This window comes from Rhodanobacter soli (genome assembly GCF_040548735.1).
Classification (GTDB): Bacteria; Pseudomonadota; Gammaproteobacteria; order Xanthomonadales; family Rhodanobacteraceae; genus Rhodanobacter; species Rhodanobacter soli_A.
In genome coordinates this window covers 197655-220746 of sequence record NZ_JBEPSD010000001.1, presented here as the reverse complement: position 1 = coordinate 220746, position 23092 = coordinate 197655, and the positions used below count along the sequence as shown (strand labels likewise).

At 66.4% G+C, this 23092-nt stretch carries 22 protein-coding genes, 1 tRNA gene and 2 riboswitches; of the genes, 10 read left to right on the top strand and 13 right to left on the bottom strand.

Annotation, left to right across the window (positions count from 1 at the left end; translation table 11 throughout):
- Nucleotides 1-3 precede the first annotated feature (3 nt).
- Complete coding sequence (gene gcvP / locus ABIE04_RS01055; RefSeq protein ID WP_354546743.1) at nt 4-2871, bottom strand: aminomethyl-transferring glycine dehydrogenase; 2868 nt, start codon at nt 2869-2871, stop codon at nt 4-6.
- Between the two features lie 45 nt (nt 2872-2916).
- Nucleotides 2917-3005, bottom strand: a riboswitch (glycine riboswitch).
- A 1-nt stretch (nt 3006) separates the two neighbouring features.
- A riboswitch (glycine riboswitch) is annotated at nt 3007-3107 on the bottom strand.
- A gap of 112 nt (nt 3108-3219) precedes the next feature.
- On the opposite strand from gcvP, the gene ABIE04_RS01050 reads away from it, so the two are divergent.
- Nucleotides 3220-3627 (top strand): VOC family protein, encoded by a 408-nt coding sequence (locus ABIE04_RS01050; RefSeq protein ID WP_354546742.1) that lies wholly within the window; start codon nt 3220-3222, stop codon nt 3625-3627.
- Nucleotides 3628-3821: 194 nt separating this feature from the next.
- Here the strand turns inward: ABIE04_RS01050 and ABIE04_RS01045 are convergent.
- Nucleotides 3822-3908, bottom strand: a tRNA-Leu gene (locus ABIE04_RS01045).
- A gap of 257 nt (nt 3909-4165) precedes the next feature.
- Here ABIE04_RS01045 and rnr point away from each other — a divergent pair.
- The 4 genes from rnr to sugE all read left to right on the top strand — a co-directional run bounded on the left by rnr (nt 4166) and on the right by sugE (nt 8138).
- Nucleotides 4166-6733: a ribonuclease R gene (gene rnr / locus ABIE04_RS01040; RefSeq protein ID WP_354546741.1), complete on the top strand. Its 2568-nt coding sequence runs from the start codon at nt 4166-4168 to the stop codon at nt 6731-6733.
- Nucleotides 6730-7476, top strand: a complete 747-nt coding sequence (rlmB, locus tag ABIE04_RS01035) for a 23S rRNA (guanosine(2251)-2'-O)-methyltransferase RlmB (RefSeq protein ID WP_354546740.1) — start codon at nt 6730-6732, stop codon at nt 7474-7476. Before rnr ends, rlmB begins: the two co-directional genes overlap by 4 nt.
- Complete coding sequence (locus ABIE04_RS01030; RefSeq protein ID WP_354546739.1) at nt 7473-7742, top strand: CBU_0592 family membrane protein; 270 nt, start codon at nt 7473-7475, stop codon at nt 7740-7742. Before rlmB ends, ABIE04_RS01030 begins: the two co-directional genes overlap by 4 nt.
- Nucleotides 7743-7820: 78 nt before the next feature.
- Nucleotides 7821-8138, top strand: coding sequence for a quaternary ammonium compound efflux SMR transporter SugE (sugE, locus tag ABIE04_RS01025; protein WP_354546738.1), 318 nt, complete (start codon nt 7821-7823; stop codon nt 8136-8138).
- Between the two features lie 17 nt (nt 8139-8155).
- On the opposite strand, the gene phoU is transcribed toward sugE, so the two are convergent.
- The 6 genes from phoU to rnt form a co-directional block, all read right to left on the bottom strand.
- Complete coding sequence (gene phoU / locus ABIE04_RS01020; protein WP_354546737.1) at nt 8156-8878, bottom strand: phosphate signaling complex protein PhoU; 723 nt, start codon at nt 8876-8878, stop codon at nt 8156-8158.
- A 169-nt stretch (nt 8879-9047) separates the two neighbouring features.
- Nucleotides 9048-9857: a phosphate ABC transporter ATP-binding protein PstB gene (gene pstB, locus ABIE04_RS01015; protein ID WP_354546736.1), complete on the bottom strand. Its 810-nt coding sequence runs from the start codon at nt 9855-9857 to the stop codon at nt 9048-9050.
- A complete protein-coding gene (pstA, locus tag ABIE04_RS01010) occupies nt 9850-10716 on the bottom strand; it encodes a phosphate ABC transporter permease PstA (RefSeq protein ID WP_354546735.1) in 867 nt (288 codons plus the stop codon). Before pstA ends, pstB begins: the two co-directional genes overlap by 8 nt.
- Nucleotides 10716-11735: a phosphate ABC transporter permease subunit PstC gene (gene pstC, locus ABIE04_RS01005; protein WP_354546734.1), complete on the bottom strand. Its 1020-nt coding sequence runs from the start codon at nt 11733-11735 to the stop codon at nt 10716-10718. The genes pstA and pstC overlap by 1 nt, the downstream gene beginning before the upstream one ends.
- A 75-nt stretch (nt 11736-11810) precedes the next feature.
- On the bottom strand, nt 11811-12842 hold the full coding sequence (gene pstS, locus ABIE04_RS01000) for a phosphate ABC transporter substrate-binding protein PstS (protein ID WP_354549736.1): 1032 nt from the start codon (nt 12840-12842) through the stop codon (nt 11811-11813).
- Between the two features lie 194 nt (nt 12843-13036).
- A complete protein-coding gene (gene rnt, locus ABIE04_RS00995) occupies nt 13037-13696 on the bottom strand; it encodes a ribonuclease T (protein ID WP_354546733.1) in 660 nt (219 codons plus the stop codon).
- 196 nt (nt 13697-13892) lie between these two features.
- On the opposite strand from rnt, the gene ABIE04_RS00990 reads away from it, so the two are divergent.
- Nucleotides 13893-15149 carry a porin gene (locus ABIE04_RS00990; protein ID WP_354546732.1) on the top strand — a complete coding sequence of 419 codons (1257 nt, stop codon included), beginning with the start codon at nt 13893-13895 and terminating at the stop codon, nt 15147-15149.
- 121 nt (nt 15150-15270) lie between these two features.
- Here the strand turns inward: ABIE04_RS00990 and hflD are convergent, their stop codons facing one another.
- The 3 genes from hflD to ABIE04_RS00975 are packed head-to-tail and all read right to left on the bottom strand — an operon-like array spanning nt 15271 to nt 17535.
- The gene (gene hflD, locus ABIE04_RS00985) at nt 15271-15894 is read right to left on the bottom strand and encodes a high frequency lysogenization protein HflD (RefSeq protein ID WP_354546731.1); all 624 of its coding nucleotides are present in this window, start codon (nt 15892-15894) and stop codon (nt 15271-15273) included.
- Nucleotides 15895-15904: 10 nt separating this feature from the next.
- Nucleotides 15905-17053: a tRNA 2-thiouridine(34) synthase MnmA gene (mnmA, locus tag ABIE04_RS00980; protein WP_354546730.1), complete on the bottom strand. Its 1149-nt coding sequence runs from the start codon at nt 17051-17053 to the stop codon at nt 15905-15907.
- Entirely contained in the window at nt 17050-17535 is a 486-nt protein-coding gene (locus ABIE04_RS00975; RefSeq protein WP_354546729.1) for an NUDIX hydrolase, read from the bottom strand. The genes mnmA and ABIE04_RS00975 overlap by 4 nt, the downstream gene beginning before the upstream one ends.
- Before the next feature lie 123 nt (nt 17536-17658).
- On the opposite strand from ABIE04_RS00975, the gene clpS reads away from it, so the two are divergent.
- Complete coding sequence (gene clpS / locus ABIE04_RS00970) at nt 17659-17985, top strand: ATP-dependent Clp protease adapter ClpS (protein WP_056385807.1); 327 nt, start codon at nt 17659-17661, stop codon at nt 17983-17985.
- Nucleotides 17986-18051: 66 nt separating this feature from the next.
- Nucleotides 18052-20322, top strand: coding sequence for an ATP-dependent Clp protease ATP-binding subunit ClpA (clpA, locus tag ABIE04_RS00965; RefSeq protein ID WP_354546728.1), 2271 nt, complete (start codon nt 18052-18054; stop codon nt 20320-20322).
- A 115-nt stretch (nt 20323-20437) separates the two neighbouring features.
- On the opposite strand, the gene infA is transcribed toward clpA, so the two are convergent.
- Nucleotides 20438-20656, bottom strand: a complete 219-nt coding sequence (gene infA / locus ABIE04_RS00960; protein WP_007508585.1) for a translation initiation factor IF-1 — start codon at nt 20654-20656, stop codon at nt 20438-20440.
- 107 nt (nt 20657-20763) lie between these two features.
- The gene (locus tag ABIE04_RS00955; protein WP_354546727.1) at nt 20764-21039 is read right to left on the bottom strand and encodes a polyhydroxyalkanoic acid system family protein; all 276 of its coding nucleotides are present in this window, start codon (nt 21037-21039) and stop codon (nt 20764-20766) included.
- Between the two features lie 81 nt (nt 21040-21120).
- On the opposite strand from ABIE04_RS00955, the gene ABIE04_RS00950 reads away from it, so the two are divergent.
- Nucleotides 21121-21888, top strand: coding sequence for an FHA domain-containing protein (locus ABIE04_RS00950; RefSeq protein WP_354546726.1), 768 nt, complete (start codon nt 21121-21123; stop codon nt 21886-21888).
- 106 nt (nt 21889-21994) lie between these two features.
- Entirely contained in the window at nt 21995-23080 is a 1086-nt protein-coding gene (serC, locus tag ABIE04_RS00945; RefSeq protein ID WP_354546725.1) for a 3-phosphoserine/phosphohydroxythreonine transaminase, read from the top strand.
- The last annotated feature ends 12 nt before the right edge of the window (nt 23081-23092 follow it).

Here is a 23092-nt window from a genome sequence, read left to right as displayed (position 1 = left end):
GGTTTACGCCTCGGCTTCTTCCTTGTACGCATCCACCGGGATGCAGGCGCACATGATGTTCTTGTCGCCGTAGACGTTGTCGACGCGGGCCACCGGCGGCCAGTACTTCTGCAGCTTCAGGCTGGCCAGCGGGAAGGCGGCCAGTTCGCGCGGGTAGGCGTGGGTCCACTCGCTGGCGCTGACCATGGTGGCGGTGTGCGGGGCGTTCTTCAGCGGGTTGTCCTCGCGGTCCAGCTTGCCTTCCTCGACCGCGCGGATCTCGTCGCGGATCTGGATCATCGCATCGATGAAGCGGTCCAGTTCGGCCCGCGATTCGCTCTCGGTCGGTTCGACCATCAAGGTGCCGGACACCGGGAAGCTCAGCGTCGGCGCGTGGAAGCCGAAGTCGATCAGCCGCTTCGCCACGTCTTCGGCACCGATGCCGGTGGCGTCCTTGAGCGGACGCAGGTCGAGGATGCACTCGTGCGCGACCAGGCCGTTGCGGCCGGTATAGAGGGTCGGATAGTGCGGCTCCAGGCGTTTGGCGATGTAGTTCGCGTTGAGCAGGGCGACCTGGGTCGCCTTGCGCAGGCCCTGCTGGCCCATCATCGTGATGTACATCCAGCTGATCGGCAGGATGCTGGCGCTGCCGAAGCTGGCGGCTGACACCATGCCAACCGGGCTTTCCTCACCGAACTTCCTCGGCAGGAAGGGTTCCAGGTGCGACTTCACCGCGCATGGGCCGACGCCCGGGCCGCCGCCGCCGTGCGGAATGCAGAAGGTCTTGTGCAGGTTCAGGTGCGACACGTCCGAGCCCCACTTGCCGGGCTTGGCCACGCCGACCAGCGCGTTCATGTTGGCGCCGTCGGTATACACCTGGCCGCCGTGCTGGTGGACGATGTCGCAGATCGCGACGATGTCTTCCTCGAACACGCCATGCGTGGACGGGTAGGTGATCATCAGCGCGGCGAGACGGTCGGAATACTTCTCCGCGGCGCGGCGGATGTCGTCCACGTCGACATTGCCGTTGGCGTCGCACTTGGTCACCACCACGGTCATGCCGCACAGGTGCGCAGAGGCCGGGTTGGTGCCGTGGGCGGACTCGGGGATCAGGCAGATGTCGCGGTGATCTTCGCCGCGTGAGCGGTGGTAGGCGCGGATCGCCAGCAGGCCGGCGTACTCGCCCTGCGCGCCGGAGTTCGGCTGCAGGCTCACCGCGTCGTAGCCGGTGCACTCGACCAGCATCGCTTCCAGGCCGTCGATCAGTTCCTTGTAGCCGGCGGTCTGCGTCGCCGGCGCCAGCGGATGGATGTTGCCGAACTCCGGCCAGGTCACCGGGATCATCTCGGCGGTGGCGTTGAGCTTCATGGTGCAGCTGCCCAGCGGGATCATCGTGCGATCCATCGCCAGATCCTTGTCGGCCAGCGCGCGCATGTAGCGCAGCAGTTCGTGCTCGCTGTGATGCGTGTTGAACACCGGGTGGGTGAGGAAGGCGCTCTGGCGCAGCAGCGTGCGTGGCAGCGCGTCGTGGACTTCGGCGTCGAGCGCGTCGATGTCGGCTTCGGCGCCGAACAGGCCCGCCAGTGCGACGACATCGGCACGGGTGGTGGTCTCGTCCAGGCTGATGCCGAGGCTGTTGGCGTCCAGCTCGCGCAGGTTCACGCCGGCAGCGCGGGCCTTGGCGTGGACGGTGGCGGCATCGATGCCGGTGACGTGCAGCGTATCGAAGAAATCGCCGCCCACCTTCACTCCGGCCCGACGCAGCGCGACGGTCAGGATCACGGCGAGGCGATGCGTGCGGCGCGCGATGCGGGTGAGGCCTTCCGGGCCATGGTAGACGGCGTACATGCTCGCCATCACCGCCAGCAGCACCTGCGCGGTGCAGATGTTGGAGGTGGCCTTCTCGCGGCGGATGTGCTGCTCGCGCGTCTGCAGGGTGAGGCGGTAGGCCGCCTTGCCTTCGGTGTCGATCGACACGCCGATCAGGCGGCCCGGCATCGAGCGTTTGTACGCATCGCGGCAGGCCATGAAGGCGGCGTGCGGGCCGCCGAAGCCGAACGGCACGCCGAAGCGCTGCGAGTTGCCCACCACGATGTCCGCACCCCATTCGCCGGGCGCGGCGATCAGGGTCAGCGCGAGCAGGTCGGTGGCGACCGCGACCAGGCCGCCGCGTGCGTGCACGGCGTCGGCGATCGCCCGGTAATCGTTGATGCTGCCGAAGGTGTCCGGGTACTGCAGCAGCACGCCGAACGCCTCGGTGCCGGCCGCATCGCCGTCGGCACCGACCACCAGCTCGATGCCCAGCGGCTCGGCGCGCGTGCGCACCACTTCCAGCGTTTGCGGGTGCACGCCGTTCGACACGAAGAACACGTTCGACTTCGACTTGCACGAGCGCTTGGCCAGGGTCATCGCCTCGGCCACGGCGGTGGCTTCGTCCAGCAGCGAGGCGTTGGCGATCTCCATCCCGGTAAGGTCGGCGCACATCGTCTGGAAGTTGATCAGCGCCTCCATGCGGCCTTGCGAAATTTCCGCCTGGTACGGCGTGTACGCGGTGTACCAGGCCGGGTTCTCCAGGATGTTGCGCAGGATGACGTTCGGCGTGAGGGTGCCGTAATAGCCCTGGCCGATGAAGCTGCGAAACACCTGGTTGCGGTCGGCGATCATGCGGATCTTGGCCAGCGCTTCCTCTTCGGTGATCGCCTCCGGCAACGCCAGCGGCGCGGCGGACTTGATCGAGCCGGGAACGATGGCGTCGGTCATCGACTCCAGCGAATCGTGGCCGATCACGCGCAGCATCTGCGCGATCTCCGCATCGTCCGGACCGATGTGGCGTTCGATGAACGCGCCGTGGTGTTCGAGGTCACGCAGGGAAGGAGTGGGGTTGTGGCTCATGAGTGGGCATCCGAAGACTCGCGTGCCGTGCCGCACGCGGGGCGCCCCTCTGTCCTTTTGCCTGAGAGTTTGGAAGCGTGGTGCCTGCGCTTCGTGCCCCTTCGGCGCCGGATTCAACCGGTCTCTCCAGAGTGTTCGCACATGATGGTATGGGAGCCTGAGCGATTACGGGCGTTGCGTCTTCGGCAGCGGCACGAGCCCGGTCAAGGGCCGCCCGCTTCTCCCACCATGCGTTTACCGCGGCGATTATACAGGGCGGGCGGCGCGTGTTGCGGCCCGCCGGGGTGTGGTTCAGAAACCTCCCGCGTTATGCTCGGACACCCCATTCCCTGACCCGCCGGAGCTTCCATGATCCGTATCGGTGAAATCGACCATGTGGTGTTGCGCGCCATCGACGTCGCGGCCATGCAACGCTTCTACTGCGAGGTGCTCGGCTGCCGCGAGGAACGCCGGCAGGACGAGATCGGCCTGGTGCAGCTGCGCGCCGGCGCCTCGCTGATCGATCTGGTATCCATCGACGGCAAGCTGGGCCGCCACGGCGGCGCCGCACCGGGCAGGGAAGGTCACAACATGGACCACCTTTGCCTGCGCGTGGAGGATTACGACGAGGCGGCGATCCTGGCGCACCTGAAGGCGCATGGCGTGCGCGTCGGCGAGCTGGGCATGCGCTACGGCGCGAAGGGCGAAGGGCCGTCGATCTATCTGTACGACCCGCAGGGCAACATGATCGAGCTGAAAGGGCCGGCGGTCGCTTGATAAAGGCCGCCTTGAGGGCGGCCTTCCTGACTTTAATCAAACCCGGAAAAGACGAAGGTTGGCTTGAGGGGTGGCCTTCCTGACTTTAATCAAACCCGGAAAAGACGAAGGTTGGCTTGAGGGGTGGCCTTCCTGACTTTAATCAAACCCGGAAAAGACGAAGGCCGCCTTGAGAGGCGGCCTTCGTTTACAATTGGTGCCCAGGAGAGGACTCGAACCTCCACGGAGTTGCCCCCGCTAGCACCTGAAGCTAGTGCGTCTACCAATTCCGCCACCTGGGCAGGTGTCACGTCGCTCGGTGAGCTGCGTGAGCCGCGTAATTTAGGCATCTGCCGGCGGCTTGTCAACACTTTTCACATCCATTCGCTGCGACGTGGCATTCTCCGCGGCGCAAACATCACAAGGACCTTGAGTGACCAGAAAAACTCCCCCCCATTCCGGCAATCCCCAGGACTCGCGTTCCGCAAAGAAGCCCGCCAAACGGGCGCCGCGAGCCGCCGCTGCACCCGACAAGCGCAACAAGGCTGCCGCAGGCGCCGTGCGCGATCCCCATGCCAGTCGCGAGGCGCAGCGTTATGCGCGCCCGATTCCCAGCCGCGAGGCGATCCTCGACCTGCTCGAGCAGCGCGGCGAATTGCTGACCGAGGCGCGCATCGCCGAGGCACTGGATATCCATGATGAAACCGACCTCGAGGCGCTGCGCAAACGACTCGCCGCGATGGTGCGCGACGGCCAGCTGCTGCTGGGCCGGCGCGGCGGCTACGCGCCGACGCAGAAACTCGACCTGATCGCCGGCGTGGTGCTGGCCAATGCCGAGGGCTATGGCTTCCTGCGTCCGGACGAGGGCGGCGACGACCTGTACCTGTCGCCGCAGCAGATGCGCGCGGTGATGCACGGCGACCGCGTGCTGGCCAGCGTGGTCGGCATCGACCGCCGCGGGCGCCGGCAGGGTGCGATCGCCGAAGTGCTGCAGCGGCGTTCGCCGCGGCTGGTCGGCCGGGTGGTGATCGACGATGGCGTGACCCTGGTGACGCCGGACGACCGCCGCCTGAACCAGGACGTGATGATCAAGCCCGGCCGCGAGCTGGGAGCCCGTTCCGGCCAGATCGTGGTGGCCGAGATCACCGACCCGCCGACCTCGCAGCGCGGCCCGATCGGCGAGATCCGCGCGGTGCTGGGCGAACGCCTGCAGCCGTCGCTGGTGGTGGAAATGGCGATCGCCAGCCACGACCTGCCGCACGAATGGCCGCCTGAGGTGCTGCGCGATGCGGCGCAGGTGGAATCGGTGGTGACCGCCGCCGAGCGCGAGGGTCGCACTGATATCCGCCAGCTGCCGCTGGTGACGATCGACGGCGCCGACGCGCGCGACTTCGACGACGCGGTATATGCCGAGCCCAAGCGCGGCGGCGGCTGGCGCCTGATCGTGGCGATCGCCGACGTCTCGCATTACGTGCAGGTCGGCAACGCGCTGGATCGCGAGGCGTACGAGCGCAGCACCTCGACCTACTTCCCCGGTTTCGTGGTGCCGATGCTGCCGGAGACCTTGTCCAACGGTATTTGCTCACTGAACCCGAACGTCGAGCGGCTGTGCATGGTCTGCGACATGCTGGTCGACGCCGAAGGCAACGTGGCCAAGTCGAAATTCTACGATGCGGTGATGCTGTCGCACGCGCGGCTCACCTACGACAAGGTGTGGCAGGCCGTGGGCCTGCGCGAGAAGGATGCGCGCCACGAGGTGGCCGACGTGCTGCGGCAGCTGGAGAACCTGCACGCGCTGTACAAGGCGATGGCGGCGCAGCGCAAGCGCCGCGGTGCGATCGACTTCGAGACGCCGGAGGTGAAGTTCCGCCTCGACCAGACCGGCGGCGTCGAATCGATGGGCGCTACCGAGCGCAACGACGCGCACAAGCTGATCGAGGAATGCATGATCGCCGCCAACGTGCAGGCGGCGCTGTTCCTGGAGAAGAAGAAGATCCCCGCGCTGTTCCGCGCGCACGAGCCGCCGCCGGCGGAGAAGTACGAGGACCTGCAGCAGTTCCTGCGCGAGTTCAAGCTGCGCATGCCACCGGTCGAGGAAGTGACGCCGGCGGATTTCGCCGAGATCCTGCGCATGGTGCACGACCGCCCCGAGCGCGAGCTGATCCAGAACGTGCTGCTGCGCTCGCAGAGCATGGCTGCCTATCAGCCCGACAACCGCGGCCACTTCGGCCTGTCGCTGCAGGCGTATGCGCATTTCACCTCGCCGATCCGCCGTTATCCGGATCTGCTGGTGCATCGTGCGATCCGTTTCGCGCTGACCGGCCGCAAGCCGACCGACTACACCTACACGCCCGCCGAAATGGCGGCGATGGCGATTCACTGCTCGCAGCGCGAGCGCCGTGCCGAGGAAGCCGAGCGCGACGTGGACGAGCGCTTCAAGTGCGCGTGGATGGAAAAGCACATCGGCAGCGAGTTCGACGGCGTGGTCACCGGTGTCACCTCGTTCGGCCTGTTCGTGGAACTGGACGAGTCGAAGGTGTCCGGCCTGGTGCACATCAGCCAGCTGGTCAACGACTACTACCACTTCGACGCGATCCGCAAACTGCTGAAGGGCGAGCGCACCGGCGCGCAGTTCCGCCTCGGCGACCATGTGCGCATCCAGGTGCTGCGCGCCAGCCTGGAGGATCGCAAGATCGACTTCCGCCTGGTTTCGCCGCGCACGTCGGCCCCGGCGCCGGCGGGCAGCGGCAAGGCGTATGACTATGCTGCCGCGGGCGAGCGCTATTCGCTGCCGAAGAAGGCCGCCGCCACGACCAAGGCACCGGGCATGTTCGATCGCGCTGCCAAGGCGATCGGCCGCGCCTTCGGCCGCAAGGAGGCCGAGGTTGCCGCACCGGCGCCGGCCCCGCGCAAGGCCGCGGCGAGCGATAATCCGCCGCCGCGTGCACAGCCGCCGGCAGCGCGCCAGCATGCCGGCGGCCAGCATCAGGGCCGCAGGGTCGAGCCGTCGTCCGACCGTCGCCCGCGCAAGGGCGGTTCCGCCAAACGCGGGCCGGCCCCGGCTGCCGCCCCGCCGGCGCCGAAGAAGCACGGCGGCCGCAAACCGAAACCGAAAGGCAAGCCATGAGCGAGAGCTGGATCGTCGGGATCAACCCGGTCGAAGGTGCATTGAGCAACGACGCCGAGCGCGTGCGCGAAGTGCTGGTCGAGAACGGCCAACGCAATGCCCGCGTGCTGGATCTGGCCGAGCGCGCGAAGAAGCTGAAGATCCCGGTGCAGCATCGCCCGCGCGACGAGCTGGACAAGCTGGCCGGCGAGGCACGCCACCAGGGCGTGGCGGCGCGTTACGAGGCGGCGCCGGCGGCGCATGAGAGCGACCTGGCCGCTCTGCTGGAGCGCGACGGCAGCGACACCCTGGTGCTGGTGCTCGACGGTGTCACCGACCCGCACAACCTTGGCGCCTGCCTGCGCAGCGCGGCGGCGGCGAAAGTCACCGCGGTGATCGTGCCGAAGGACCGCGCGGTGGGGCTGACCCCGGTGGTGCGCCGCGCGTCGGCCGGCGGCGCCGATAGGGTGCCGTTGATCGCGGTGACCAACCTGGCGCGCACGCTGCGCGAATTGAAGGATGCCGGCGTGTGGATCACCGGCCTGGCCGGCGACACGGACACCACAGTCTACGGCGTCGACTTCAGGGGGCCGGTGGCGCTGGTGCTGGGCAGCGAAGGCGAGGGCCTGCGCCGGCTCACCCGCGAGCTGTGCGATTTCGTGGCGAAGATCCCGATGCCGGGCACGATGGAAAGCCTCAATGTCTCCGTCGCCACCGGCGTGGTGCTGTTCGAGGCGTTGCGCCAGCGGAGCGCGAAACGATGAGCTTCTTCTGGTACGACTGGGCCGGTTACCTCGGCGTGGCGCTGGTGCTGCTGGCGTTTTTCCTGCTGCAGGAGCGCAAGCTGCAGGGCAGCGGTCTGGTCTACCAGTTGATGAACGTGCTGGGTGCGATCGGCGTGATGCTGTCGCTGGGTTTCGGCAGCTTCAACCTGTCGGCGTTCATCATGCAGGTAGCCTGGCTGCTGATCGGCAGCTACGGCATCGTGCGCGGCATCAAGCGACGCCGCGAGACGCGCGAGCTGCCGTAATTGCTCGCCGGCGCGGGGACGACTCCGCGCACTTTCCCATCGCGGGGACGGCCCTGCAGCAAACCGAGGAGCGTCATCATGGCGTGGATCTATCTGCTGCTGGCCGGCTTGTTCGAAATCGTGTGGGCCATCGGTCTCAAGTACACCGACGGCTTCAGCCGGCTCTGGCCCAGCGTTGGCACGCTGGCGGCCATGGCGGCCAGCATTGTGTTGCTGGCGATGGCGGTGAAGACGCTGCCGATCGGCACCGCGTATGCGATCTGGACCGGCATCGGCGCGGTCGGCGCGGTGGCGCTGGGCATCGTGCTGTTCGGCGATCCGGCCACGCTGCCGCGGCTGCTGTGCGTTGCGCTGATCCTGGTAGGTATCGTGGGCCTCAAGCTCACGGCGAGCTAGCGGGAACCGGCGAACGCCTACTCGCCGAGCTTGGTGATTTCCGGGCTCGAGGTGAGGTCGCGCTTGCTGCGTTGCTTGTCCAGCGGCTCGCCGGTGACCTGGAACCACACGTTCTCGGCGATGTTGGTGGCGTGGTCGCCGATGCGCTCGATGTTCTTGGCCATGAACAGCAGGTGGGTGCACGGGGTGATGTTGCGCGGGTCTTCCATCATGTAGGTGAGCAGCTGGCGGAAGTAGCCGGTATAGGCCTCGTCCAGCACCACGTCGTCCTTCCACACCTGGTAGGCGCGCTCGACGTCGCGATCGCGGTAGGCCGCCAGCACCTCGCGTACTTCGCCGGCGGCCAGCTTGGCCAGCTGGTGCAGGCCGCCGACCGGCGCCACCGGCGCCACCATCGACAGCGGGATCGAGCGCTTCGCGACGTTGGCGGCGTAGTCGCCGATGCGTTCGATGTCCGAGGCGATGCGCAGCGCGGCATACACGTTGCGCAGGTCGCCGGCCATCGGCGCGCGCAGCGCCAGCAGGCGCACCACGTCGTGGCCGATTTCCTGTTCCAGCTGGTCGATCGCGTCGTCGTTGCCGACCACGCGCTGGGCAGCGCGCTCGTCGCGGCGTTCCAGCACGTCGATGGCGGCTTCCAGCTGGGTCACCGATAGCTCGCCCATGCGCACGATTTCGCCGGTGAGGCGGGTCAGCTCGCTGTCGTAGCTCTTGATGATGTGGTCAGTGCCGGTGTTCATGTGCTGCCTCATGTCTTGTTTCCTTCTCCCCTCGGGAGAAGGTGCCCCGCAGGGGCGGATGAGGGTGCGGGCGGAGCGAAGCGTCGAGGCTTCGCCCGTACCCTCACCCCAACCCCTCTCACCCATAAAGGGACTCCCTATGGTCGCCGCGGGAGAGGGAAGTTATTTATCAGCCGAAGCGCCCGGTGATGTAATCCTCGGTCTGCTTCTTGCCCGGCTTGGTGAAGATCTTCTCGGTCTGGTCGAACTCGATCAGCTCGCCCAGGTACATGAAGGCGGTGAGGTCGGAGACGCGCGCCGCCTGCTGCATGTTGTGGGTAACGATGACGATGGTGAACTGGCTTTTCAACTCTTCCACCAATTGCTCGATGCGGCCGGTGGCGATCGGGTCGAGCGCCGAGGTCGGTTCATCCAGCAGCAGCACTTCCGGCCGCAGCGCGATCGCGCGGGCGATGCACAGGCGCTGCTGCTGGCCGCCGGAAAGGCCAAGCGCGTTCTGCTTGAGCTTGTCCTTCACCTCGTCCCACAACGCGGCGCTGCGCAGCGCCTGCTCCACGCGGCCTTCCATGTCCGGCTTAGACAGCTTCTCGTGGTGGCGGATGCCGTAGGCGACGTTCTCGAAGATCGTCATCGGGAACGGTACCGGCTTCTGGAACACCATGCCGACCTTGCTGCGCAGGCGGTTCAGCGAATAGCCGGGGTCCAGGATGTTCTCGCCGTCCAGTTCGATCGAGCCCTTCGCTTCCAGCTTCGGGTAGATCGCGTAGATGCGGTTGAAGATGCGCAACAGGGTCGACTTGCCGCAGCCGGACGGACCGATGATCGCGGTGACCTGCTTCTCCGGGATATCCATGCTGATGCCTTTCAGCGCCTGGAAACCGTTGTAGTAGAAGTGCAGGTCGCGCACGACGAGCTTCGGAGCGACAGCCGCCGCTGCCGCCACCGGTGCCGGGTTCGTGGCGAGGGCGGAATCAGTCATGGGACACCTTGGTGCGGGAAAGGATCAGGCGGGAGGCCAGGCTCAGCAGCAGCACGAACATGGTGATCACGAACGCGCCGGCCCAGGCCAGGGCGTGCATCGCGTCGCCCGGATCGTTGGCGTACTGGTAGATGATCTGCGGCAGGCTGGACATCTTGTCCATCGGGTTGATCGCCATGTAGTTGTTGCCGAACGAGGTGAACAGCAACGGTGCGGTCTCGCCGCTGATCCGTGCCAGCGCCAGCAGCACGCCGGTGATGATGCCCGAGCGCGCGGCGCGGATCAGGATCTGCAGGGTCAGCTTCCACTGCGGCACGCCGAGCGACAACGCCGCCTCGCGCAGGGTGGACGGCACCAGCCGCAACATCTCGTCGGTGGTGCGCACGATCACCGGCAGCGCGATCAGCGCCAGCGCCACGCCGCCGGCGAAACCGGAGAACGTGGTGGAACCGTGGGTGAGCGCGGTGCTCGGCAGCACGATGATGGTGTAGACGAACAGGCCCATCACGATCGACGGCGCCGACAGCAGGATGTCGTTGAGGAAGCGGATCGACTCGCCCAGCCGGGTGCGGTTCGCGTACTCGGCCAGCCAGGTGCCGGCCAGCACGCCGATCGGCGTGGCGATGCCGATGCCGATGAAGTTGATCACCAGGCTGCCGACCATGGAGTTGAGCAGGCCGCCGTCTTCGCCATAGGCGGTCACCTTGGTGAACAGCTTTAGGTCCAGCGCGCTGATGCCCTGGCGCAGGGTTTCCCACAGGATCCAGGCCAGGAACGCCAGGCCAATCAGGGTGGCCAGCGTGCTCAGCACCATCGCCAGCGCGTTGGTGATGCGGCGGCGCAGGTAGGGCGAATTCATCAGCGACCCTCCTTGCTGGCCAGCCGGCGCAACATCAATCGCGCAATCAGCAACACGAAGAAGGTGACCACGAACAGCAGGAAGGCCAGCGCCATCAGCGCGGATTTCTGCAGGCCGGCCGCCTCGCTGAACTGGTTCGCGATGGTCGAGGCGATCGAGGCGCCGGGATCGAGCAGCGAGGCCGACAGGTGCATGGCGTTGCCGAGCACGAAAGTCACCGCCATGGTCTCACCCAGCGCGCGGCCGAGGCCGAGGAAGATGCCGCCGATCACGGCCGAGCGGGTGTACGGCAGCACGATGTCCCACGACACCTCCCAGGTGCTGGAGCCCAGCGCATAGGCCGACTCCTTCAGCCGGGTCGGCACGGTCTGGAACACCTCGCGCATCACCGAGGAGATGAACGGGATGATCATGATCGCCAGCACGATGCCGGCGACCAGGATGCTGGCGCCGAACGGGTAGTCGCTGCCGAACAGCTTGCCGACGAACGGCACGTGTTCGGCCACCCACGATAGCTTGCCGTCGTCGGGCTTGTTGCCGAGGTTGCTGGTCAACCACGGCTTGATGTGATCGGCAAAGAACGGGGCGAAGATGAACAAGCCCCACATGCCGTAGATGATCGAAGGAATGCCGGCCAGCAGCTCGATCGCCGAGGCCACCGGCGTGCGCAGCCAGGCAGGTGCGACTTCGGAAAGGTAGACCGCGATGCCGAAGCTGATCGGTACCGCGATCAACAGCGCGATGAACGAGGTAACGACCGTGCCGTAGACCGGCACCATGGCGCCATAGACGTCGTTGCCCGGGTCCCACTCCGAGCTGACCAGGAAGTGCCAGCCGAACGTGCCGAACGCGTCGCGGCCGCCCCACAGCGTGGCGCCGGCGGCACCGAGCAGGGACGCCAGCACGATCAGCGCACAGCCCTTCAACACCCAGCGGAACAGCCGCTCGTGGCGGGCATCGCGACGGCTGCGCTGTTCCAGGATGTCGGTGGTTGAGATGGCCGTTTCGATCGCTGGCATGGTGGTCCAGTGGTGCGGGATGGAAACTCGCACTCCCCCGCCGACCGAGCCGGCGGGGGAGTGCGCTTTACTGCATCAATGCTTGAACTCGGACGCCCAGTACGCCTCGATCTGGCTGACCAGCGTTGTCGGCAGCGGCACGTAGTCCAGTTCGCTGGCGGCCTGCTGGCCCTGCTCCAGGGCGGACTTGAAGAAGTCGAACGCGACCTTGCTGTTGCCGGCATTCTTCGGCGACTTGTACATGATCACCCAAGTGGTGGCGGTGATCGGCCACGCCTGGTCGCCCGGTGCATTGGTCATGATCAGGTTGAAGTCCTTGGCGCTGGCCCAGTCGGCCGTCGCGGCGGCGGCGGCGAAGCTGGCGGCGGTCGGCGAAACGACGTTGCCGGCGGCGTTCTTCAGGTCGACCCAGCTGATCTTGTTCTTCACCGCATAGGCGTATTCGACGTAGCCGATCGAGCCCTTGATCTGGCGCACGTACTGCGAGACGCCTTCATTGCCCTTGCCGCCCACGCCGGTCGGCCATTCCACGGCCGTGCCGAACTTCACCTTGGTCGCCCATTCGTTGCTGACCTTGGACAGGTAGTTGGTGAAGTTGAACGAGGTGCCCGAGCCGTCCGAGCGATGCACCACGGTGATCTTGCCGGCCGGCAGGCTGAGGCCGGCGTTCAGCGCGGCGATCTTCGGATCGTTCCAGTGGGTGATCTTGCCCAGGAAGATGTCGGCGAGGGTGGTGCCGTCCAGCTTGATCTGGCCCGCCTGCACGCCGGCGATGTTGACCACCGGCACGATGCCGCCGACCACGATCGGGAACTGGCCCAGGCCGTACTTCTGCAGGTCCTCGGCCTTCATCGGCGCGTCGGAGGCGCCGAAGTCGATGGTGCCTTCCTTGATCTGCGCGATACCCGCGCCGGAACCGACCGACTGGTAGTTGAGGTGGTGGCCGGTCTTCTCCGCGTACGCGGCCGACCATTTGGACATGACCGGGTAGACGAAGCTGGAGCCGGCGCCGGTGATGTCGGTGGCGTGCGCGGCCACACCGAAGGTCGAGGCCACGGCAAGCGTGGCGACGGCGGCGAAGCGAAGCGGGAGTTTGTTGATGGTCAACACGGTAGCTCCTTGGAGGGAAGTCGGATGCGACCCCGCCATTTCAGGCTTTTCGTGTTGCCATTGGATGAAATGAATGTTTCAGCTGTATGACAAACTGTCATATGGCCACTTTGCGGCAGGGCGGGCAGTGCCCGCCGCTTTGCCGCTCCCGGGTCAAAAGCCGGCGGGCGGTGCCCGCCCTACGACTGGGATCAGGCCGCGTCGAGCCCGCTGTGGGCCTGCTCGAACAGTTCCAGCTGACGCCAGCGGTTGATCACGCTGCAGAACAGTTCGGCGGTGCGCTCGGCGTCATACACCGCCGAATGCGCCTCGCGGCTGTCGAACGCATGGCCAGCGGCCAGCACCGCCTTGCTCAGCACGGTCTGGCCGTAGGCGAGGCCGCCAAGGCTGACCGTATCGAAACAGCTGAACGGGTGGAAGGGATTGCGCTTGTGACCGCAGCGGCGCACCGCCTGGTTCAGGAAGCCCAGATCGAACGCGGCGTTGTGACCGACCAGGATCGCCCGCTGGCAGCCGGCCTCGCGCACCGCCTCGCGCACCACCTGGAAGACATGGTCCAGCGCCTGGCGCTCGGCCAGTGCGCCGCGCAGCGGGTTGGTCGGGTCGATGCCGGTGATCTCTAGCGAACGCGGGTCCAGGTTCGCACCGGGGAACGGTTCCACATGCGTGGACACGGTGGCCTGCAACTTCAGGTAGCCGCCTTCGTCCATCGCCAACGGCACCGCGGCGATTTCCAGCAGGGCGTCATGTTCGGCATCGAAGCCGCCGGTTTCCACGTCGACCACCACGGGCAGGAAGCCGCGAAACCGCTCGGCCATGCGCGGCGCGATGCTGTTGCTGAGAATATCCATCGGCGAAGCATATCAGCCGCGTCACGCGGCGTGAGATGCGACACTTCCGCGGCTTGGCGAATGCGCTGTCTTGAATATGTCATCAAAGCGGCACCCAACCGTAAAAATCCTCCGGCAGACTTGTTAACCAATCGCTAGCCAGCCATCGGATCGACGGGGCGATCGAGATGCTTTCCATCCACTTGCGGAGAATCACATGCGTTCCAAATTGATTGCGGTGGCGATTGCCGCCGGCCTTGGCCTGACCAGTTTTGCCGCCTCCGCGGCACCGGCGCAGAACAGGACGGCCGCCGCCAGCAGCAGCGAAGTCGAGCAGCTGAAGGCGCAACTGGCCGCGCTGCAGGCCAAGGTGGAGGAACTGGAGCAGCGTACCGACGCACAGTCCGACATCAACGTCAGCACCGGCCAGGCGGTGGAGAAGGCCACCAACGTGACCACGGCCAGCGACAAGAAGCTCGCCGCGCTGGAGAAGGCGGTCAACAACACCACGCTGTCGGGCAAGATGTTCTTCGACTTCACCAGCATCGACGACAAGAACAGCGACAAGGGCAAGAGCGACAAGTCCGGCATCGGCCTGGACGTGAAGCGCTTCTACCTCGGCGTCGACCACAAGTTCAACGACATCTGGTCGGCCAACCTCACCACCGATTTCAACTATGCCAGCAGCGACGGCCAGACCAGCGTGTTCGTCAAGAAGGCCTACGTGCAGGGCAAGTTCGACCAGGCCGCGGTGTTCCGCATCGGTTCGAGCGACATGCCGTGGATCCCGTTCGTCGAGAAGTACTACGGTTTCCGCTACGTCGAGAACACCATCACCGATCGCCTGAAGTACGGCAACTCGGCCGACTGGGGCCTGCACCTGGGCGGTGACATCGGCGCCAGCAAGTCGCTCAACTATGCGGTGTCGGTGGTCAACGGCAACGGCTACAAGAACCCGGGCCGCAGCAAGGGCGTGGACTTCGAAGGCCGCGTGGGCTTCGTGCCGTTCGAGAACATGGTGGTGGGGATCGGCGGCTACAGCGGCCACCGCGGCCAGGAGACCGAGAACATCGACGCGGTGCATACCGCCGAGCGCGGCGACTTCATGGTGGCCTATGCCAGCAAGGACTTCCGCCTCGGTGCCGAGTACTTCACCGCGAAGAACTGGAACAACGTGCTCAGCCCGCTCGCCGACAAGGCCGATGGTTACTCGGTCTGGGGCAGCGTAGCGGTGGCCGACGACGTGAACCTGTTCGCCCGCTACGACAGCTCCAAGCTCAGCAAGAGCCTGGATCGCGAGGCCAAGGACACCTATTACAACGCCGGTATCGAGTACCAGGTGACCAAGGGCTTCAAGCTGGCCGGCGTGTGGAAGCACGGCAAGGTCGACAAGTCGGTCGCCACCCCGGTGCCGCCGCACGTGCAGAACACCAAGACCAACGAGATCGGCGTGTTCGGCGAAGTGTCATTCTGATGCAATGCGCAGGCGGCATGCTGCCTGCGCGGAATGAGTGACAGACGGTCTATCGCAACGGAGTTCCACCCATGGACGGAAAACGGCGGGCATCAGCCCGCCGTTTGCTTTTCCGCCGCCGTCAGCGGTTGTCCAGCGTAGCTCCGGTCAGCAGGCCGCGGGCCAGCATGCTGCACTGGCGCCGGTACAGCAGCAGTTGCCACTGGCGCCCGCCGAGTTGCCGCCACAGCACTGCCGAGCGCACTGCGGCAAGCAGGTTGGTGCGTACCTTTTCCACGACATTGGCCTGCTGCAGTTGCTGCGGGTTGCCGCTGACCATCACGCGCGGCTTGAGGATCGACAGGGTGGACGCGTAGACCTCGGCCAGCCGGCTGTTGACCTGGCTGGAATCCTGACCGAAATGCTCGACCTGCCGCTGCGCGGCAACGATGCCATGCTGCAGTTTGTCGAGCAGGTCCGCGCGCGCCGACAGGCTGCGCTCCAGCCGCATCACGGTCACCGTCATGCGCGTCACCGACATGTCGGGGGTGCTTTCGTCCAGCTGTGCGATCAGGGTACGCAGGCCGAGCCTTACGTTCGAGATGTTGCCGTACACGCCGACCACCGAAGGCGCATCGATGCGGAACACGCTGGCCACGCTGGCCTCCATCGCGGCTTCGTCGCAGCGCCCTTCGTTGGCCAGCTGCTGCGCCAGCGCACAAGCCTGGAACAGGCCGGCGAGGGCGATCACGCGCTCTTCAGTCATGGAAAAAGTTTCAAACACGGGATGCCGATTCTCTTGCTGGGGATGTGGAGGATGGAGCGAATGCCGGCAGCAGGCCGCCGTAAGGTGCATCGGTGGCGGCGATCACCGCGCCGCCGAGACAGACTTCGCCATCGTAGAGGACCACCGACTGTCCGGGGGTGACGGCGCGCTGGGGTTCGTGGAAGCGTACCTCAAGGCCGCTGTCGGTCATGCTGACCGTGCAGGCCTGGTCGGCCTGGCGGTAACGGGTGCGCGCGGTGCAGCGGAACTGCGCGGCAGGCGCGGCAGCGTCGACCCAGGTGGGTGTCTCCGATTGCAGCCGCTGCGAGTACAGCCAGTGGTTCTCGCCGCCCTGGGCGACGTACAGCACGTTCGCCGCCACGTCCTTGCCGACCACGTACCAGGCCTCGCCGCTGGCGCCGTGGCGACCGCCGATGCCCAGCCCGTTGCGCTGGCCCAGGGTGTAGTACATCACGCCCTGGTGTTCGCCGATCAGCTCGCCGTCGGGGGTGCGCATCTCGCCGGGACGAGCCGGAATGTACTGCGACAGGAAGCCGCGGAAATCGCGTTCGCCGATGAAGCAGATGCCGGTGGAATCCTTCTTCGCATGGGTCGGCAGGGCCGCCGCGCGGGCCATCTCGCGCACGCGCGGCTTCTCGATCCCGCCCAGCGGGAACAGCGTGGCGGCCAGTTGCTGCTGGCCCAGCGCGTGCAGGAAGTAGCTCTGGTCCTTGGCCGCGTCCACCGCGCGCAGCAGCCGGTAGCGGCCATCCTTGCAGTCGACGCGGGCATAGTGGCCGGTGGCGATCTTGTCGGCGCCCAGGGCATGGGCTTCGTCGAGGAAGGTCTTGAACTTGATCTCGCGATTGCACAGCACGTCGGGGTTCGGCGTGCGCCCGGCGCGGTATTCGGCGAGGAAGTGCTCGAAAACGCCGTCCCAGTATTCGGCGGCGAAGTTGCGCGCATGGAACGGGATGCCGAGCCGGCCGCACACGGCCACGGCGTCCTTGCGATCGGCGTCGGTGGTGCAGGGACCGCTGCGGTCGTCCTCTTCCCAGTTCTGCATGAACAGGCCTTCGACCTGGTAGCCGGCCTGTTGCAGCAGCAGCGCGGCGACCGAGGAGTCGACGCCGCCGGAAATGCCCAGCATCACCTTCATGGCGTGCCGCCTTCAGGTAGATGACTCAGAATATCCAGCGGCAGCCGCTGTCCGCCCAGCCACAGGTCGATGCTCTGCAGGATCATCGGGCTGCGCAGGCGATCGCCCAGCGCGGCGATCTCGGTGCGGGTGAGCCATAGGGCGCGGCGGATGTCGGTATCCAGCGGACGATCCGGGTCGTGGCTCAGCGCACGGGCGGCGAAGCTGAAGCGGACCACCGCGTCGCCGTGCTCGGTGCTGCGCCACTGGTGCACGCCGATCAGGTGCCGCAGTTCCACCGTCCAGCCGGTTTCCTCCAGCGTTTCGCGCAGGGCCGCCGCAGCGAGGCTTTCGCCGTCGTCCAGGTGGCCGGCCGGCTGGTTGTAGACAAGCCGGCCGTTGACCTCTTCTTCCACCATCAGATACCGCTCGCCATCGGCCACCACGCAGGCGACGGTGACGTGCGGGCGCCAGATCTCGGCGGGAGTGGTGGAATCGGCCATGGTGCGGTGGGCGGGGGCTGGAAAAGCCGCCATTGTGCCATCACCTCCCTTGTCACACCGTTGCGGGAGTGGAAGCGGCACCGCGGCGTATACTTCGGATCAGAGATCACACCCCAAGAAACCATGGCCCACGAACCCGAACATGAGCAAGACAGCGGCCGCGGCCTGGCGCTGGAAACCGCGAAGCCCGAGGTGGCGCGACCACCGCTGTTCCAGGTGCTGCTGCTGAACGACGACTTTACCCCGATGGACTTCGTCGTCGAGGTGTTGCGCACCTTCTTCAACCTGGACCAGGAGCAGGCGGTGCAGGTGATGTTGCACGTACACACCCGCGGGCGGGGCGTCTGCGGCGTTTTTACCCGCGAAGTGGCCGAAACCAAGGTAACCCACGTCAACGAATATTCACGTTCCCATCAGCACCCGTTGTTGTGCACTATGGAAAAGCTCTGAGCGACCCCATTTTGTGCCCATTGCGGCGTTGAAGGCCGCTCACAATGCAAAGCGGAGACGATCCGAATGTTCAGCAAGGATCTGGAAGTCACCATCGGCCATTGCTACAAGCAGGCCCGCGAACAGCGCCATGAATTCATGACGGTAGAGCACCTGCTGCTCGCGCTGACCGAAAACCAGTCGGCGCTGGGGGCCTTGCGCGCCTGCGGCGTGGACCTGCCGCGGCTGTCGGCCGACCTGGAACGCATCATCAACGAGACCGTGCCGGTGCTGCCGCCCGGCGACGAGCGCGATACGCAACCCACGCTGGGCTTCCAGCGCGTGCTGCAGCGCGCGGTGTATCACGTGCAATCCTCCGGCCGGAAGGAAGTCACCGGCGCGAACGTGCTGGTGGCGATCTTCGGCGAGAAGGATTCGCACGCGGTGTATTTCATGCACCAGCAGGAAATCACCCGGCTCGACGTGGTCAATTACATTTCGCACGGCATCGCCAAGATCGGCGACGAGTCCGCCGCGGGCGTGTCCGGCGGCGAGCGTGAAGGCGAGGAGGGCGGCGAGCCGAAGGGCAACCCGTTGCACGAGTTCGCCAGCAACCTCAACGAGCTGGCGCTGGAAGGCAAGATCGACCCGCTGATCGGCCGCACCGACGAGATCGAGCGCACCATCCAGGTGCTGTGCCGCCGGCGCAAGAACAACCCGCTGTACGTGGGCGAGGCGGGCGTGGGCAAGACCGCGCTCGCCGAAGGCCTGGCCAAGCGCATCGTCGATGGCGAAGTGCCCGAGGTGCTGGAGGACGCCACGATTTGGTCGCTGGACCTCGGCGCGCTGGTGGCCGGCACCAAGTACCGCGGCGACTTCGAGAAGCGCCTGAAGGGCGTGATCGCGCAACTGAAGAAGCAACCCGGCGCGATCCTGTTCATCGACGAGATCCACACCATCATCGGCGCCGGCTCGGCCTCGGGCGGCACCATGGACGCGTCGAACCTGATCAAGCCGATGCTGGCTTCCGGCGAGCTGCGCTGCATCGGTTCGACCACGTTCCAGGAATACCGCGGCGTGTTCGAGAAGGACCGCGCGCTGGCCCGCCGTTTCCAGAAGATCGACGTGGTCGAGCCGACCGTGGCCGACAGCATCGAGATCCTCAAGGGCCTGCGCTCGCGCTTCGAGGAACACCACCACGTGGCGTATACCAACGAGGCGCTGAAGGCGGCGGTGGACCTGTCGGTGAAACACATCCCCGACCGGCTGCTGCCGGACAAGGCGATCGACGTGATCGACGAGGCGGGTGCGCGCCAGCGGCTGCTGCCGCTGGATCAGCGCACCGGCAAGGTTGACGTGGGCGAGGTCGAGTACATCGTGGCCAAGATGGCGCGGATTCCGGCGAAGCAGGTGTCGGCGTCCGATCGCGACGTGCTGCGCAACCTCGAGCGCAACCTGAAGATGGTGGTGTTCGGCCAGGACCCGGCGATCGAGGCGCTGGCCGCGTCGATCAAGATGGCCCGCTCGGGCCTGGCCGACCCGTCCAAGCCGATCGGCTGCTTCCTGCTGGCCGGTCCCACCGGTGTGGGCAAGACCGAGGTGACCAAGCAGCTGGCGATGCAGCTAGGCATCGAGATGATCCGCTTCGACATGTCCGAGTACATGGAAAGCCACTCGGTGTCGCGGCTGGTCGGCGCGCCCCCGGGCTACGTCGGTTTCGACCAGGGTGGCCTGCTGACCGAGGCGGTGACCAAGCATCCGCACGCGGTGCTGCTGCTGGATGAGATCGAGAAGGCGCACCCGGACGTGTTCAACATCCTGCTGCAGGTGATGGACCGCGGCGTGCTGACCGACACCAACGGCCGCGAGGCGAACTTCAAGAACGTGGTGGTGGTGATGACCACCAACGCGGGTGCGGCGATCGCCGCGCGGCGCAGCATGGGCTTCGTCGAGCAGAAGCACGAGTCGGACGCGATGGAAGTGATCCGCCGCATCTTCACGCCGGAGTTCCGCAACCGGCTGGACGCGATCATCCAGTTCGCCGCGCTCGACTTCGAGCACATCCTGCGCGTGGTCGACAAGTTCCTGATCGAGCTGGAAAGCCAGTTGACCGAGAAGCGGGTGAGCCTGGACGTGGACGCCGATGCCCGCCGCTGGCTGGCCGAGCACGGCTTCGACCCGCAGATGGGCGCACGGCCAATGGCGCGGGTGATCCAGGAGAAGGTGAAGCGCGCGCTGGCCGACGAGTTGCTGTTCGGCAAGCTGGCCGAGGGTGGCGTGGTCCGCCTGAGCGTGGTGGATGGCGAGTTGAAGGTCGACTGCAAGGCGGCCGAGAAGCTGCCGGCCGTGGTCGAATAAGCCGAACGCCGGGCAAAGCAAAGGCGGCGCATTGCGCCGCCTTTGTCATGTCTGGCACCACCATCCCGTGTGTGGAGCGCTGCGCGCAGGCGCGACAGCCCCCACGCCGCCGCACTTACTTCATGCGGTACGTGATGCGTCCCTTGCTCAGGTCGTACGGGGTCATTTCGATCTTGACCTTGTCGCCGGTAAGGATGCGGATGTAGTGCTTGCGCATGCGGCCGGAGATGTGGGCGATGATCACGTGCCCGTTCTCCAGTTGCACACGAAACATGGTGTTCGGCAAGGTCTCCTGGACCGTGCCTTCCATTTCGATGACGTCGTCTTTGGCCATGTGTTCCGGGGTTCACGCACAGCCGTCATGGCTGCGTAAGCCGACGATTATGCCACGGATGCGTGTTTGGTTAAAGAATCATCACCACGGGCTCGACCAGCCCGCGGTCAGGTGAAATGCTCGTCCAGCTTGCGCCGGATTTCCTGCTCGACCATGCCTTTCAGCGGCGCCAGCATCAGACCCAGTTCGGCCTTGACCTGGATCGCGTCGCTGCCGACGGCGATCGAGCCGCTGACGCCGGGGCGGGAAAACAGCAAGGTGTCGTCCTGCCAGCGCCCGTCCATGCCGAATTTCTCGCGCATGCGCGCGGCAACCTGGTCGACCACGGCGCGGGCTTCGGCGATCGACAACTGGTGCGGGCGGCGGATATCGATCTTGGGCATGGCAGGTTCCGGGCTAAAGGCCTCATCTTAATGCCATGTGGCCGCATGCTAGAGTTTCGCGGTCCATCGACCGGTTCATTCATGCGTATCGAATTTCCCAATGCGGCCCGTGAGGATTTCCATTGGGCGCAGACGCAGTTGCGCATCGGCAGCGCGCCCGACAACGACCTGGTGCTGGCTGCCAGCCAGGCGGCGCCGCATCACTTGCGCATCCAGCAGGATCGCCGCGGCTGGGTGCTGCAGGTGCTGCCGTCGGCCGACCGCATCCACGTCAACGCGCGGCCGGTGCGCGAACGCGCCTTGTTGCGCGCCGGCGACGTGGTCAGCGTGGGCGACTGCCGTTTGTTGCTGCGTGCCGACGAGGACCCAGCCCGGCGCCCGCCGCTGAACGTATCCGAACAGGGACGCTGCACGGTGGCCTTGCGTGCCGTGGCCGGCCCGCTCTCCGGACGGGTGCTGCCGTTGCAGGACAGTCTGACGTTCGGTCCGCACGGCGACTGCCCGCTGGAGCTGCCGCAGGGCGACATCGTGGCGCTGCGGATCTTCTGGGAGGGCGGCCAGCTATGGCTGGAAACCACCCAGTCGTGCGAACGCCACCCGCTGCGGGTCAACGGCGTGGCGGTGCAGAAGCTGGCCTTGCAGCCCGGCGACCAGCTCGGCGTGGCGATGCACCGCTTCGTGGTCGACGGGCCGGGCATGGAGCCAGAGCCGGAAATCGTGATGGCCGAACCGTTGCCGCCACAGCTGCCGGAAGACGCTGCCGGCCCGAGCGGCGAAGTGTGGTGGCTGATCGTCACCGCCGCCGTGCTGGCTCTGGGCATCGCACTGGTGCTGCTGATCCGTTTCTGAGGGCACGCGCTGAGGGCACGCGCCGAGGGCACGCGCCGAGGGTTGACCGCGCCATGCTGCGCCGCGCCATAATGCGCTGAATACCTTCGACAGGATGCAGCCGCACGTGAGCAGAGTCTGGAATTTCAGCGCCGGCCCGGCGGCGCTGCCGCAGGCGGTACTCGAACGCGCCCAGCGCGACATGCTGGACTGGAACGGCAGCGGCGCCTCGGTGATGGAGCAGTCCCACCGCGGCAAGCGCTTCATCGCGATGGCTGCCCAGGCAGAAGCCGACCTGCGCGAGTTGATGCAGGTCCCGGCCGACTACGCCGTGCTGTTCCTGCAAGGCGGCGCCACCCAGCACTTCGCGCAGATCCCGATGAACCTGGCCGGCGAGGGCGACAGCGCCGACTACATCGTGAGCGGGCACTGGAGCGCGAAGGCGGCCAGCGAAGCCAAACCCTATGTGCGGGTGAACGTGGCGGCCAGCGGCGAAGCGGACGACTACCTGAAGCTGCCGCCGCGCGACAGCTGGCAGCTCGACCCGAACGCCGCCTACGTGCACTACACGCCGAACGAGACGATCCACGGCGTGGAGTTCCACGGGGTGCCCGAGGTCGGCGCGGCGCCGCTGGTGGCGGACATGTCCTCGAACATCCTGTCCGAACCGCTGGACGTCGGCCGTTTCGGGCTGATCTACGCAGGTGCGCAGAAGAACATCGGTCCGTCCGGCCTGGTGCTGATGATCATCCGCCGCGACCTGCTGCAGCGGGCCGGTCGGCCGATGGCGCGGATCTTCCGCTACGCCGAACACGCCGCCGCCGATTCGATGCTCAATACGCCGAACACCTGGGGCTGGTACGTGGCCGGGCTGACCTTCGAGTGGCTCAAGGCGCAGGGCGGGCTGGGCGCGATGGCCGAGCGCAACCGAGCCAAGGCCGAGCTGCTGTACCGGGCCATCGACGGTTCCGGCGGCTATTACCGCAACCCGATCGAGCTGTCCGCACGCTCGCGCATGAATGTGCGCTTCACCTTGCACGACGCTGCGCTGGACGCCGCGTTCCTGCAGGAGTCCGAGGCGGCCGGCCTGCTGGCGCTGAAGGGCCACAAGGCGCTCGGCGGCATGCGCGCCTCGCTGTACAACGCTGTGCCGCCGGAGGCCGTCGAGGCGCTGGTGGCGTTCATGCGGGATTTCGCGCAGCGGCACGGCTGAGCGGGCAATGAC

What these genes read in the sequence shown, in the direction of transcription:
- gcvP (WP_354546743.1), bottom strand. Translation starts at nt 2,871, where the DNA reads ATGAGCCACAACCCCACTCCTTCCCTGCGTGACCTCGAACACCACGGC.
- ABIE04_RS01050 (WP_354546742.1), top strand. Translation starts at nt 3,220, where the DNA reads ATGATCCGTATCGGTGAAATCGACCATGTGGTGTTGCGCGCCATCGAC.
- rlmB (WP_354546740.1), top strand. Translation starts at nt 6,730, where the DNA reads ATGAGCGAGAGCTGGATCGTCGGGATCAACCCGGTCGAAGGTGCATTG.
- ABIE04_RS01030 (WP_354546739.1), top strand. Translation starts at nt 7,473, where the DNA reads ATGAGCTTCTTCTGGTACGACTGGGCCGGTTACCTCGGCGTGGCGCTG.
- sugE (WP_354546738.1), top strand. Translation starts at nt 7,821, where the DNA reads ATGGCGTGGATCTATCTGCTGCTGGCCGGCTTGTTCGAAATCGTGTGG.
- phoU (WP_354546737.1), bottom strand. Translation starts at nt 8,878, where the DNA reads ATGAACACCGGCACTGACCACATCATCAAGAGCTACGACAGCGAGCTG.
- pstB (WP_354546736.1), bottom strand. Translation starts at nt 9,857, where the DNA reads ATGACTGATTCCGCCCTCGCCACGAACCCGGCACCGGTGGCGGCAGCG.
- pstA (WP_354546735.1), bottom strand. Translation starts at nt 10,716, where the DNA reads ATGAATTCGCCCTACCTGCGCCGCCGCATCACCAACGCGCTGGCGATG.
- pstC (WP_354546734.1), bottom strand. Translation starts at nt 11,735, where the DNA reads ATGCCAGCGATCGAAACGGCCATCTCAACCACCGACATCCTGGAACAG.
- rnt (WP_354546733.1), bottom strand. Translation starts at nt 13,696, where the DNA reads ATGGATATTCTCAGCAACAGCATCGCGCCGCGCATGGCCGAGCGGTTT.
- ABIE04_RS00990 (WP_354546732.1), top strand. Translation starts at nt 13,893, where the DNA reads ATGCGTTCCAAATTGATTGCGGTGGCGATTGCCGCCGGCCTTGGCCTG.
- hflD (WP_354546731.1), bottom strand. Translation starts at nt 15,894, where the DNA reads ATGACTGAAGAGCGCGTGATCGCCCTCGCCGGCCTGTTCCAGGCTTGT.
- mnmA (WP_354546730.1), bottom strand. Translation starts at nt 17,053, where the DNA reads ATGAAGGTGATGCTGGGCATTTCCGGCGGCGTCGACTCCTCGGTCGCC.
- ABIE04_RS00975 (WP_354546729.1), bottom strand. Translation starts at nt 17,535, where the DNA reads ATGGCCGATTCCACCACTCCCGCCGAGATCTGGCGCCCGCACGTCACC.
- clpS (WP_056385807.1), top strand. Translation starts at nt 17,659, where the DNA reads ATGGCCCACGAACCCGAACATGAGCAAGACAGCGGCCGCGGCCTGGCG.
- clpA (WP_354546728.1), top strand. Translation starts at nt 18,052, where the DNA reads ATGTTCAGCAAGGATCTGGAAGTCACCATCGGCCATTGCTACAAGCAG.
- infA (WP_007508585.1), bottom strand. Translation starts at nt 20,656, where the DNA reads ATGGCCAAAGACGACGTCATCGAAATGGAAGGCACGGTCCAGGAGACC.
- ABIE04_RS00955 (WP_354546727.1), bottom strand. Translation starts at nt 21,039, where the DNA reads ATGCCCAAGATCGATATCCGCCGCCCGCACCAGTTGTCGATCGCCGAA.
- ABIE04_RS00950 (WP_354546726.1), top strand. Translation starts at nt 21,121, where the DNA reads ATGCGTATCGAATTTCCCAATGCGGCCCGTGAGGATTTCCATTGGGCG.